This is a genomic window from Pigmentibacter ruber (genome assembly GCF_009792895.1).
Classification (GTDB): domain Bacteria; phylum Bdellovibrionota_B; class Oligoflexia; order Silvanigrellales; family Silvanigrellaceae; genus Silvanigrella; species Silvanigrella rubra.
Window position 1 is genome coordinate 499222 of sequence record NZ_WSSC01000003.1, and the last position, 13380, is coordinate 512601.

Consider the following 13380-nt stretch of genomic DNA (forward strand, 5'->3'; position numbering starts at 1 on the left):
ATTTCTCCACCAGCAAGCTCAATTCATAATTGCAGTTTTGAAATTAGAAGTAAAACTGAAATTAAGTTGCTTGCAAGGTGATTATTGATTTATGTGTCGATTCTCTCGTATTAGAGAACGCTCCTTGGAGGCATGTCTCATGGCTAAGAAGTTATATGTTGGAAATCTTCCTTTTAGTTGTACTGACAATGAGCTTTCACAAGCTTTTATTCAGTATGGTGTTGTTACTAGTGCTCGTGTTGTTACAGATCGTGAAACTGGAAGCAGTAAAGGATTTGGTTTCGTAGAAATGGAAGAAGAAGGCGATGCTTTAAAGGCTGTTGAAAGTCTTAATGGTAAACCTTTTATGGGACGACCTTTGACTGTAAACGAAGCAAGACCTAGATTAGATAATAAACGTGACGGAGGAGGCTTTCAGCGTCGAGGATATGATAACAGAAATCAATAATTATTTTAACGCCGAAATTCATTAAATTAGGTGCTCTAGTGCACCTTTTTTTATTTTTAAAATTCAAAAGTTAAAATTTTTGCCTTAGAACTTACAAAAAATTTAAGTATCTTGGAAAACAATGATCAAGAAAAATTTAAAAATCTCAAAAATGTTAATACTCGTATGTGTGATTAGTTTTGATTTATTTTGGTTAGTAATTTCTCAAATAATTTCATACTTAATTTATTTTAATAAAATTCTAAGTATATATAATGTAATTTTAAATACTTTTTTTATTTTTATAGTTCTTCTACCAATTCTTCGAGTTTATAATTTATATCATGAATTTTTGAAAAAAAACTTATTGAGTTTAGTAGAAAAATCTTTGTTAGCATATGGAGCATTTTTTGTTATTTTTAGTACAATTATATATTTTATGAATCAGAATGAATTTAAAGTAAAATTTATATGGCTTTTGACTCTTACAGTTTTTTTAATGTTCATGTCGATAATATCAAGAATAATAATATTTTTATCGATTAAATTTAAAAATAAAAAATATCTTAAAGAAACTAAAAATATAGTTTTATAATTTAGAAAATTTACCTTTGAATGCTCTTTCCCAAGCAATAATTCCACAAATAGTAGATGAAATGACACCTTGTCCAGGAAAATAGTTATCACCAATCAAAAAAAGTTTGGTCTTTTTATTTGGATGAGTGTAAACGTTAGGGACAGGATTTATTAAGGTATTTATAGAATTTACTATTAATCCCCCTACTCTTCCTTTGGATCTTTGAGTATAATATGCAAAAGAATGATGCATAGAAAATTCTGGAGATTTTACTTTAATATTGAGATTTTTTTCAATTCGCTCTATTAATTTTTCTTTGTAAATATCTTTTAAATGATCTTGTACATAATTTGCATGTACATGAATAGTAGCCGTAAAAGACCTAATACTATTATTTGGTTCATATATTGATAAGTATAATGAGCTTTTTAATGCAGTTATTTCTTCATTAGGTGGAAATAATTGAATATATCTAGCTTCTTCTTCCAACACTGTGGATTCTTCAAAATACCCATATAAAGAAAAAGCAAGCCAAGAATTAAATTTTTTAGTTAATCTACTTATTTTCTTTTTATAATAATTGTTTTCTTGAAATAACTCTAAAAAATCCCAAAGAGTAATATTTAGAAATAAATTTTCAGTGACATTTATATATTCATGTATTTTGTTTTTATTATCATATATCTTTAATTTAAAGCCATTTTTTTCCTCATGAATTTCTGTAACTTTTATTTGATAAAATATATTCATATTATTTTTTTTTATTTGCATACTGAGGTTATAAAAATAACTTCTCATTCCACCTTTATATCTATAAATTCCATTATTAATGATATTCAATCCTAATGAACCAAATAACCAAGGAATTTTTTCCATTGTATTTTGAACTGTGTCAAGAAGTATAGAGTTAAATACTTTATTACTAAAAACAAAATTTTTTTTATTACCAAGAAAAAAGCAAATAATCTTTGTTGGTAAAAAAACTGTAAGTAAAATTTCAAGTTTAAATTTCAACTTAGCAAATATTTTTATATTATGGAGAATTTCAGAAATATTTAATACTGGAAATTTTGGAATTTTCTTTAGTAAATCCCAAAAAATTGTCCCAATTTTTTTTGAATAATTTAAAACATTATTGATATATATTTCTTCATCTTTATTAATAATTCCTTGTAAAACATTTATACTGTTATCAGCGTTTATTGCTAAATGAACTGCTTCTGAAGGAAATATGAATTCTATTTTTTTGATTTTAATTAATTTTGGATATTCCATATCATTATTAAGAGTAAATATTTTATGGTGGATGTCGTTTTCAGTTACGGCTACCATTTGAGTCGCGCCAACATCGTAAACTCTTTTTGGAACTCCTCTTGCAAAAAAACTAGAGCATCCACCAGGAGAATAGTGCTGTTCTAAAAGGGCTGTATTTTTAGAATGAGAAGTAACAGAAATTAATTTTGCAACTGTAATTCCTGCAGCGCCAGATCCCACTATTAAATTTTTATATTCTGAATCTATCCTGGCATTCATGATTTAAATTTGCTCGAATTTTTTAATAAGTGTCTATTGAATAAGTACATTACAAATTTATGAATATTTGCTTGAAAAATTCTATAAATTGGCCAAGGTAATGAAGGGTAATAATCATGTATTGCAGCTATAGCAGTTTGTTCATGTGGACTAATTCGAAATTCAAATCTTGCGTGAGGGAATGTTTTTTTAATGACTAATAACCCACCTTTTATATAAAATAACTGTCGATCTTTAGTGCTCCGCTCTTGAGAAAATTCAAGAGTTAATAAATTTATACTAAAAAATGAAAATCTAACAACATTATTTTTAACTTTTGATCGAATTATTGTAAAAAATATTTTTGGTAACCAATTTATATACTCTCTTCCTAATTTGATAGCATCCCAGCCAATAGGTAAATATAGTCGTTGAACTGTCCGCACTTTACTTTCTTCATATATTATACTTTTTTCTTTTACTTTTTCATATTTTTTTGCTTGTGATATGGCCCTTTGTAGTGAGTCATTTAAGCTAACTGGATTTGGAATATACTTATTAAATAAGACAGAGTTTGAAGCAATTAAGTTATACTTTAAGCTATCTACAAGTGGAGAAATAGTAAAGTAATCTATTCCTGTGATCAAATGTAACCAAAATTTTGATAGTCCTAAACTAAAGAAAGGAACTGTTAAAGCAATTCTTTTAAGTTTCAATATGTTGGAAATTTTTGTCATTAATTCATTATAAGATAATAATTCTGAGCCGTGAACATCAATTGTTTTATTAAAAGTTTCTTCATTCCCAATACAATGATATATAAATTCTGTAATATCTTGGACATCAATTGGTTGTGATAAAGACCTAGTCCATTTTGGAGTTATCATAACTCTTAGTCTTTTAATAAGACGATATAAAATTTGAAATGAACTGCTTTCAGCTCCTATAATTATTGCTGCTCTTACTGTTGTTAGTGGAATTCCTGAGCAAGATAGTACGACTTCTACTTCATTCCGACTTTTTAAATGTTTTGAAATATTTAAATTGACTTCAGGTAAAATACCTCCAACATAGATAATTTGTTTTACTTTATTAATTTTGGCTGAACGCATTACATTATCAGCAATTATTAAATCTAAATCATCAAAACTGCTTTGAGTTAGCCTATTTCCTTTTTTCATAGAATGAATTAGATAGAGAATATAATCACAATCTTTAAAAGCATTTTCTGCTTCTTTTAAATTGTAAAGATCACAAGAATGCCAATGTACATTTTCTTTATATGAATTTTTATTTGAAGGAGCTACTCGGCTAAGTGCCTTAATATTAAACTCATCAGCTAATCTATCAATAGCTGCTTTTCCAATAAAACCACTTGCACCTGCAATCGCTAATTTAGGTTTTGTCATAATATTTCTTTATATTTTTGGAGGTGTTCTTATCTTGGTAAGTCCACCATCAACATTTAAAACATGACCCGTAATGAAAGAACTATTATCATTTAATAGGAAAGAAATCGCATGTGCAATATCTTCTGGTATGCCAATTCTTTTAATAGCGTTGAGTGATACTGTAGATTTAACTGCAATTTCATTTTGAGTTAAAAATTTTGCCATTTTTGTATCTGTCAATGAAGGACTTACGCAATTGACTCTAATTCCATAATTTGAGTATGTAATTGCTAAAGAGCGGGTAAGCGATTCCACTCCTCCTTTTGCGGCAGAAATGCTTTCGTGGTTCATGAGACCTATTTGTGCTGCTACAGATGATACTAATACTATCTGTCCTTTTTTTTGTTTAATCATTATTGGAAGAATGAATTTTAAAGCATAAAAAATGCTATTTAAATTAAGATCAATTGTTTGTAACCATTCCTCTTTTGTTTGACTATGTAATGGTTTTAAGACAATTGATCCTATTAGGTGAACATATTGATCTATAGTTTGATATTTTTCTTGAATTTTAAGAATTGTTTCTTTAATTTCATCTGAATCTATTGCATTAGCAAAAAATAAGTTATTTGTATTTTCATTTAAATCGGAGTTACTTCTTACTATCTTAATAACGTTTGTTTTATGTTCTTCAATTTCTGCGAGTTTCTTACCAATTAAGGAGTTTCCTCCATTAATTATTAAATTTTTTAAATGACTCATTTTACTCCATAAGTTATTTTTTAATGATCAACATAAAAGAATAAAGCCAACTTAACGGGCAAATATAATTTATTTTCGAAAAATAATCAAGAATCAGAGATGATTTTGTATTTTATTAAAATTTATAAAAATATTAAAAAATATATCCAACTGTTTCTAAATATATCAAACCGACAATTCTTGATAAATTTAGAACATTATGCTATTAAATACTTGCTGCTTACTAAACATATAAATCATTAGGAGATAACTATTAAAATTGCAGTTATTGGTGCCGGAGTATCAGGTTTAACAGTTGCAAATTTATTAGTTAAACAAGGTTTTGATGTTGAAATATTTGAATCTGCAGATAAATGTGGGGGAAAAATGTTTCAATATAAAAATGCGGAAGGAATTTGTTGGGATACTGGCCCGACCCTTATCTCATTGCCACAAGAACTAAACAAACTTTTTTTAGATCTCAATATATCAGAAATAGAACTATTAAAACTTCATACAGGTAGTCATTTAAATTTTTCTGACGGTACTAATTGGGAACTACCTTTTGGATTAAATAACATTAAAAAATATTTAGCAAACAGTAATGAGAAATTGAGTCAAGATGTGTTTAATGCATTAGAAATTTCTAGTTCAATTTATGAATTTGCAGAAAAAAATATATTTTATAATGATCCACCAAATGCAATCTCATTAGGGCTTAAATCTTTTGCTTCTGGGCTAATGTTAAAATATCCCAAGTTAACACTGACACCATATAGAAAAGTTATTGATTCCTTGATTAGCGATAAAAATATGCGTGAGTTCTTTTATCATTTTGCTAGTTATGTTGGCATGAATCCTAATGAAGCCCAAGGAGGAATTTTAAGTATAGCACATGTTGAATTAGTCTCACCAATTGTTTTTCCTAAGGGAGGAGTTTATCAGATAGCTTCAGCTCTTGAACGGGTTGCTATAGAAAATAAAGTAAATTTACATTTAAATTCTCCGGTTATATCTGCAGCATTAAAAGATGAAAAAAATCCTTCTGAAGGTTGGAAATTAAGCTATAAAAAAGATAATTCTATACATCACGCCAATTTTGACATTGTTATTTCAAATTCAGATCCTTTTACAGCTTCATTTTCATGGCTAAGTAACACAGATATTTCTAAAAATTATGTAGAAAAAATTAATAAAAATATTTATAGACCATCTGAAAGCCAATTTGTCATTTTATTTGACCTTTATGATGACATTGAATTACTTCATCATGTTAAAATTTTTCCTGAAAGTTGGCTTGAAAGCTTTGTCCAAGTATGTGAGTCTTATCAGTTACCAAAAGATCCATGTATATATCTTGTATGGCCGCATGCCACTGATAAAAGCATTTCACCAAGAGTATTATTTATTTCTGCAATGGCACCAAATAATCTGTCAGGGATTAATTGGTCACATGATTTTTGTTTACAATATGCGGAACGAATTTTAGAGTTGTGTAGAAAAAGATTAAAACATGCATTTAAAGGAAAAATCTTTAAAATGATAAGTCCACAAGAGCTGGAAGGAAGAGCGAACAGTTTTAAAGGTGGAATATATAGCGCTTGTTTAAGAAAATTTAATCCATTAGCTTTTCACGATTCAGGAATTACAAAATATAGAAATTTATATTTTGTGGGGGCTGGTATTCATCCTGGGGCTGGTGTTACCATGGTGATAAAATCTGCGAAAAGAATCTCTCAGCATATTTCTAAAAATTTTAAATAAGGTTGGATTATTATGGATTTTATGGATTTAAAAGCATTGTCTTGCTTATTTTTATTAATCTACTTAATTATAGCTGTTATTGATGGATTTTATTTTCATATTTATAAATATAAATTATATGCTAGAGATGAATCTAAAAAAGAACATTTACTCCATACTTTAAATGCAATTTTATTTCCTTGGTCAATTCTTTTCGTTTTTTGCAATAAATTTCAAGGACTATTTTTATATTTTGGTATTTTGCTACTAGTTCTTTCTTTAATTATAGAATTTTTTGATGTCTATGAAGAATCAAAAAGCCGTAAATCACTTGGTGGTTTAACCAACAATGAATATGCTATGCATTTTTCTTTATCAGCATTAAGAGCAACTTACTCTTCACTAATTCTTGTGAGTCGGCCTATAGCTGACTGGAGTTTATCGAATTCACATATTAACTTTTATTACAAAGAATCGGTTTTAGTAACTTATTTTATATATCCTGTAATTACTATAGGAATTTTTACAGCAATTTTTCATGTAATGCTTTTTTTCGTCAAAACAGATAACGCTAAAGAGATAGAAAATTTATGAATGCAAAAGAAAATAATTATCATGCATTAGATTACAATTACTTTATGAAGAAATTAAGTAATTATTTAGAAAAAGATATATATAAAAATTTTCCAAATGAATTTATAGATTTTAAACCTTTTATAGATAAAAATTTAATAGCTATAACAAAAGATTCTATGTTAGCAGAAGGGAAAAGAATTAGGCCTCTTTTATGCTATTGGTTACTCAGAAACTTTTCATTACCAAACAACTCTTTAACATCTCTAGATTTAGTAGAAAAAAGTAACAAAAAATTATTAGATACAGTTACACAAGTTGCTATAGGTATAGAAATATTTCATTGCGCAAGTTTAGTTATTGATGACATAGAAGACGGTAGTTGTGAAAGAAGAGGAAGGCTTTCATTGCATTTATCACATGGGTTGCCAAAAGCATTAAATGCAGCAAATTGGATGTATTTTTTAGCTTTGAAACATTTTCCAGCAGTTTCTAAATCAATTGCTATAGAAACATTATTTGATTGTCACATAGGCCAAGCTTTTGATTTATCAAGTAATGATGACTTTATAAATAAAAAATATTTTTATGCTGATGAAAGTACTAGATGGTCTTTTTATGAGAAATGTGTTTCTTTAAAAACAGGAAAGCTAATTCAATTACCACTCTTTTCTTTAAAAAAGATTTTAAATATCTCTGATTCAGAAATAAATTTAGTAGATAAAATTTTTAATTCATATGGCATTATATATCAAATTTTTGATGATTTGAAAAATTTTGTACCTGAATTAAATAAAAATAAATTATATGAAGATTTAAACTGCGGTTTAAGAAGTGCAGTTGTGCATTCTTTTATTGATATATTAAGTGATGAAGAAAAAGAATTAGCATATCTTGAAATTAAAAATAATAATTTTAAAAAGTATTTTTTACAGCACTATAAAAAAATTCAGTCGCTTGAAAAATGTTATTATAAAGCTTCTTATTTATTGCATATTAATTCTATTCAATTAGAGTCAATTCAAATTAATAAAGAATTAAAAGATTATCTATCAGATATTATAGAGAAGCCTTTTGATATGATTAGAAAAAATATTTTCTCTATTATACAAGTTAATTATAAATTAAAAATGGAAGAAACTCTTTCTTTATGAAAACATTAAAAATTGATAATTGTGATATTTCTTTATTATGCTCAAATAATCCCGTTATTTTTTCAAATATTGATGAAAGAATTGAGTACGAATGGTTTTATTTTGAAGTTAGGAAAGATGATCTACATTTTGTTTGTATATTATCATATAAAGATTGTTTTAATTTGAATAATAATAAAACTCAACAACAATCAATCTATTTTACATTATATAAAAGTAAAAAAGTTGTTGCATATAGTTATATATATTTTAGTGACAAAAATAGTAAGAGTTACTTAGATAATGTTGGAAGATGGTTAACTGGAAAGACAAATATATTAGACTTATGGTTGCCTGATCATTCTATGAAGAAGTATATAAATATAAAGATTAAATATGATTTTTGCACTGATGACAATAAGTATCAAATTAATCAGAACGAAGTAAAGCATTTTTGGCAATTCATAAATTCTGGCAATGATTTACATTCAATGGTAAATATATATAATGTATCTGATGAATTCTCATTTTCAAATCTTTGCAAAAGAAATTCCTTCTTTTTTGATTATCCTCTGAAGTTGAAACTTCAAAATCAAAGTGCTGGAGTATTCGATTTAAGTAATGCCTCTTATTATTTTGATCATAATTTTGGTTTTTCTCCGTTGTATTCTATAAAAGAACCTTGGTATTGGTGGCACGAAAGCATTCAAAATGGAGTTCAAGTTAATTATTATTTTCCACATTTAGATGCTATGTATCAAATAAAAAAAATGGATTACATGAATGAAAAATCTTTAGATTTTAAAATATTTGATGCAAAAAATATTAATTTTATTAGACAATTTAGATTTAACTTATTTGGTATAAAGTATCCAAAAATATTAAATTTAAATAGAGAGATTATTTATGATTTCACAATGGAATCAGCTCCTTTCTACCATAGAATAAAGTCTTTAGATTCTCAAAGTACTTTGGAAGCTTTATATCCATTAAATATTAAAAAATCATTTAACCAAATATTAATTAAATCTAGGAAAATTGAATTATTTAAAAACATCCATTCAAAAGATGAAATTAGTTCATATTTTAATTTTATACAAATTTGTAAAAAAATTACATTTAATCATGGGAAATCTTTTTATATTTCATCACTTGTTTTGGCTTCAAAGCAAAGAAATAGTTCCTATTTTATTTATGTGCTTTGCCGACTAATTGATGATGCTACAGATGAAAGAAATGTGTTTGATGCCAATAATAAAATTGGATCAACTTTTTCATATGAAATATTAGAATATTTATGGTCAGAATGTGATTTACTATCAGATGAATTTATTGAATTATTTATGGAGCATTTAAGCAATAAACTGTTTGCTATTGTAAATTATGATTCAGCAATAGATTTTATATTAAATGCTAGAATATTGATCAAAGAATTGGAATTAGAAAAATCTTATTTTATAGATCTCATAAATGGGCAAAAAATGGATGAAAATTTCGTTCAACCATTCAATATAAATGATTTATATTTATACTGCTTTAGAGTTGCTGGTGTAGTTGGAATTATGATGGCTAAAATATTTCATACAAAAAATCATTTAGTAGCTATGAATGCAGCTGAAAAATTAGGCTGTGCAATGCAAATAACCAATATTCTCAGAGATGTTAAAGAAGATTTTGAAAATAATCGTATTTACATTCCAATAGAACTATTTTCTAAATATAAAATTGAAAATTTTTCTTTATTTTTCATGAATAATTATGATTGTGGTAATAAAAATAACTTAATTAATGAACTTGTTAATTTAGCTGTTTTGTATTACTGTGAAGCTATTGAAGGATTAAAATATATCCCATCATTTAGAGCAAGGTTATGTGTTAAACTTATGATTGGTGTTTATGGTTCAATTTTGGGAAAAATTGTATTTGATAAATCAATTGTTTTCAAGCAAAGAATTGTCATTTCACATTTCAAAAAGTTAATTATTTTTTTAAAAATTTTATTTGGATTTCATCCTTTAAAAGTTGCAAATCTGATTAACGAAAAGGAATTGTTATGAGTATTTTTGATGTTATTATAATTGGTAGTGGGTTTGGCGGTTTGGCTAGTGCTTTAACATTAAAAAGTATGGGACTAAATGTTGCAATTATTGAGGCACTAGATAAAATCGGGGGAAGAGCATACGCAGAAGAAAAATGTGGGTATACATTTGATAGAGGTCCTTCTATTATTACTGCCCCATTTTTAATAGACGATATTTTTCAAATGTCAGGTGTTAATAGAGAAGATTACTGTAAATTTGTTCCAGTAGATCCTTTTTATACAGTTCGATATCATGATGGTAGTCAGATAAGTCATTTTAATTCACAAGAAAAATTTCTTGCAGAAATTGAAAATATAGCACCTACTGAAATTGAAAATGTGAAAGAATTCTTTCTATATGCAGATAAAATATTTCAAAAAGGTTTTATTGAATTGGGAGATAAAAATTTTGCTAATCCATTTTCAATGTTAGGAGTAGCACCTCAATTATTAAAATTAAATGCGGTACGTCCAGTTTATTCAATGGTATCTAAATTTGTAAAAAATGAAAAAATACGTCAATTTTTAAGTTTTCATCCGTTACTCATTGGTGGAAATCCATTTCGTGCAGCAGCTGTATATAGTTTAATTAATAGATTAGAGAGAGCTTATGGAGTTTATCATCCATTAGGTGGAATGCATGTTTTGGCAGAAGCTTTTAAAAAAAGATTTACTGAATTAGGTGGACTTACATTTTTATCAACTCCTGTTGAAGTTGTAGATAAAAATGTTTTAGGACATTTTGAAATTACTACTCCAAATGGAATGTTCACAGCAAAAAATATTGTAGTAAATGCTGACATGCATCGTTTTGTAACCTCGGTGTTAAAAAATGATGCTTATCCTAGAAAATTATCAAGAAAACTTGAAAAAGCAGACCTAAGCATGTCAGCTTTTTTATTATACTTAGGAACAAATAAAACCTGGCCTGAATTGTCTCAACATACAATTGCTTTAGGACCAAGATATAAAGAATTACTTGATGATATATTTATCAAAAAAATAGAATTTGAAGATTTCAGCGTTTATATTCATATTCCTACTCGAACCGATGCTTCTCTTGCTCCAAAGGGAGGAGAGGTTATTTATGCGTTGGTACCCGTGCCAAACTTACTAAGTAAAACAAATTGGGAAAATTATAAATTAGTAATGGTTGAGAGGGTTAAGAAATTTCTTGAGGAAAAGTTTATGCCTGGGTTACAAGAATCAATTGTTTGTGAAAGTATTTTTACTCCAAATGATTTTGAAACTACTTTAAAAAGCCATTTGGGCAATGCATTTGGTTTAGAGCCATGGATTCTACAAAGTGCAGGCTTTAGACCATCAAATAGCTCTCCTGAAATTGATGGTCTGTATTTTGTTGGAGCAAATACACAGCCAGGTGCAGGCTTGCCAGGTGTTATATTAAGTTCAAGAATAACTTGTAGGTTATTAGCAAAAGATATTGGAGCTGCAAAAATGCCCTCACTCTTAGCAAAATTACCTTCAACTTATTCATATATTAATTCGATATGAAAGTAATTTGGAATGTTATTTAATGCGAATAAATGCATCATTTTAGGCTGTGGGTACGTTGGTAAACATTTTTTATCTTCACATCCTTCTTGTTTTTTTACTCAAAGGACAGATATAAAGGATAGTAACAAAGGGGTTAAGTTTGATTTATTAAATAAAGATACATGGGAAAATTTAAAAGATTGTGATTTTGTTTTATGGACTTTTGCATTAAGTAATCCTAATTTAACAATAGATTTAGTCTCTGATTTTTATAATTTATACTGTAAAAATAAAAAAGTTATTATCTTATCATCTACTTCAGCATATCAATTGTCTGATGAAAATTTACAAATAGATGAAGACTTTCCTTTGCAAATTGAAGATCAACGTTACATTAAAGAAGAACATCTGAGAAAAATGGGGGCTTTAATCTTACATCTTTCTGGAATAATAGGCCCAAATCGTTATCCAAAAAAATGGTATATTGAGAAAAGAGTTAAGTTTGGAAAAAATATATTAAATTATATTCATGTAAATGATATTGTATATTTCATTGAAAAAATTTTTACTAATTTTACGTTTTGTGAGCGATTTAATTTAACTTCAGGTGATTTCAAAACGCATATTGATATTGCGAATTCACTTGGAATTCAAAACTGTTTTGAATTTCTTGATACAACTAAAGGAAGTAAATTTATTAAGAATAAAAAATTAGTTCATTATTTAAAAGAAGAAAATTATAAATTTTTAAAGTATCCTGAGGATTGTGAAGTGAATTTATGAAATGTCCACTATGCGGATCCATTGAATCAGTTTTTGTTTTGCATTCAAAAACTCAGTTGCAAGATGATAATTGTATTTTTCAATTTGATAGATGCTTAAATTGTAGTTCTATATTCTTAAAAAACCCTCCATTTGAAGAAGATTTGAAAAAGTATTATTCTGACAATTATTTGCCTTATTCAAACTCAAAGCCTTGGGGAAAATATACATTTGTTGTAAATATATGGCAAAATATGGTGGATAAGAAAAAATGTGATTTGTTACTAAAGTATATTGATAATAAAAAAATATTTAATATTTTAGATTATGGTTGTGGCAAACCAACTTTCCTAAAAAAATTGAGTACTTTTAATCAAGGAATTTTCGTTGGATTTGATTTTAGTGATAATGGCTGGAAAGATTCACATGAAAAATTTTTAAAATTAAAACTCCTCTCAAATGATTTTGAAAAAATTCAAGAAAAATTTGATGTAATCACTTTGTGGCATAGTCTTGAGCATCATTTTCACCCAGTAGAATTAATTTCAGAATTAAAAAATAAATTAAAATCCAATGGTTTAATTATTATTGAGTTACCAAATTATAAATCATTTTTTGTTAATAAGCAGAAAGGTGATTGGGGAGGGTTGCATACACCAAGGCATAGCGTAATTTATTCCCCAGAATCATTAACGTATTTAATGAATCAAAATGGTTTTCGGATCAAAAAAATTTTAAAGTATGGAACACTAGATGCATTTACTCTTTGGTGGTTGGGAAGGGTTTCTAAATATAATATTTTCAATAGTTTGTTTCCTTTTGAAAATTTATTTGTAAAATTTTTTTTACTAAAAGTTATAACTTTTCCTTTTTTTATTTTCGAGAAATATTTGAATTTAGGAGTAATGACTTTTATTTGTGAAAAAAATGAGTAATGAATTTTA

Annotated in this window: 11 protein-coding genes; 8 read left to right on the top strand and 3 right to left on the bottom strand. The window is 27.0% G+C overall.

The window, feature by feature from the left end:
- The first annotated feature begins 139 nt into the window (after nt 1-139).
- On the top strand, nt 140-448 hold the full coding sequence (locus GOY08_RS11170) for an RNA recognition motif domain-containing protein (RefSeq protein WP_158998986.1): 309 nt from the start codon (nt 140-142) through the stop codon (nt 446-448).
- A 568-nt stretch (nt 449-1016) separates the two neighbouring features.
- Here GOY08_RS11170 and GOY08_RS11175 read toward each other — a convergent pair.
- The 3 genes from GOY08_RS11175 to GOY08_RS11185 are packed head-to-tail and all read right to left on the bottom strand — an operon-like array spanning nt 1017 to nt 4669.
- A complete protein-coding gene (locus tag GOY08_RS11175) occupies nt 1017-2537 on the bottom strand; it encodes an NAD(P)-binding protein (RefSeq protein WP_158998987.1) in 1521 nt (506 codons plus the stop codon).
- Nucleotides 2534-3925, bottom strand: a complete 1392-nt coding sequence (locus GOY08_RS11180; protein WP_158998988.1) for an NAD(P)H-binding protein — start codon at nt 3923-3925, stop codon at nt 2534-2536. The genes GOY08_RS11175 and GOY08_RS11180 overlap by 4 nt, the downstream gene beginning before the upstream one ends.
- Nucleotides 3926-3934: 9 nt before the next feature.
- Nucleotides 3935-4669, bottom strand: coding sequence for an SDR family NAD(P)-dependent oxidoreductase (locus tag GOY08_RS11185; protein WP_158998989.1), 735 nt, complete (start codon nt 4667-4669; stop codon nt 3935-3937).
- A 267-nt stretch (nt 4670-4936) separates the two neighbouring features.
- Between GOY08_RS11185 and GOY08_RS11190 the strand changes: the two genes are divergently transcribed.
- The 7 genes from GOY08_RS11190 to GOY08_RS11220 are packed head-to-tail and all read left to right on the top strand — an operon-like array spanning nt 4937 to nt 13371.
- Complete coding sequence (locus GOY08_RS11190; RefSeq protein WP_235899675.1) at nt 4937-6412, top strand: phytoene desaturase family protein; 1476 nt, start codon at nt 4937-4939, stop codon at nt 6410-6412.
- Nucleotides 6413-6424: 12 nt separating this feature from the next.
- Nucleotides 6425-6985: a hypothetical protein gene (locus GOY08_RS11195; protein ID WP_158998990.1), complete on the top strand. Its 561-nt coding sequence runs from the start codon at nt 6425-6427 to the stop codon at nt 6983-6985.
- A complete protein-coding gene (locus tag GOY08_RS11200; protein WP_158998991.1) occupies nt 6982-8118 on the top strand; it encodes a polyprenyl synthetase family protein in 1137 nt (378 codons plus the stop codon). Before GOY08_RS11195 ends, GOY08_RS11200 begins: the two co-directional genes overlap by 4 nt.
- Nucleotides 8115-10154, top strand: a complete 2040-nt coding sequence (locus GOY08_RS11205; protein WP_158998992.1) for a phytoene/squalene synthase family protein — start codon at nt 8115-8117, stop codon at nt 10152-10154. Before GOY08_RS11200 ends, GOY08_RS11205 begins: the two co-directional genes overlap by 4 nt.
- Complete coding sequence (crtI, locus tag GOY08_RS11210) at nt 10151-11692, top strand: phytoene desaturase family protein (RefSeq protein ID WP_158998993.1); 1542 nt, start codon at nt 10151-10153, stop codon at nt 11690-11692. The genes GOY08_RS11205 and crtI overlap by 4 nt, the downstream gene beginning before the upstream one ends.
- Nucleotides 11693-11704: 12 nt before the next feature.
- Entirely contained in the window at nt 11705-12457 is a 753-nt protein-coding gene (locus GOY08_RS11215; RefSeq protein ID WP_158998994.1) for an NAD-dependent epimerase/dehydratase family protein, read from the top strand.
- Complete coding sequence (locus GOY08_RS11220; RefSeq protein ID WP_158998995.1) at nt 12454-13371, top strand: class I SAM-dependent methyltransferase; 918 nt, start codon at nt 12454-12456, stop codon at nt 13369-13371. Before GOY08_RS11215 ends, GOY08_RS11220 begins: the two co-directional genes overlap by 4 nt.
- The last annotated feature ends 9 nt before the right edge of the window (nt 13372-13380 follow it).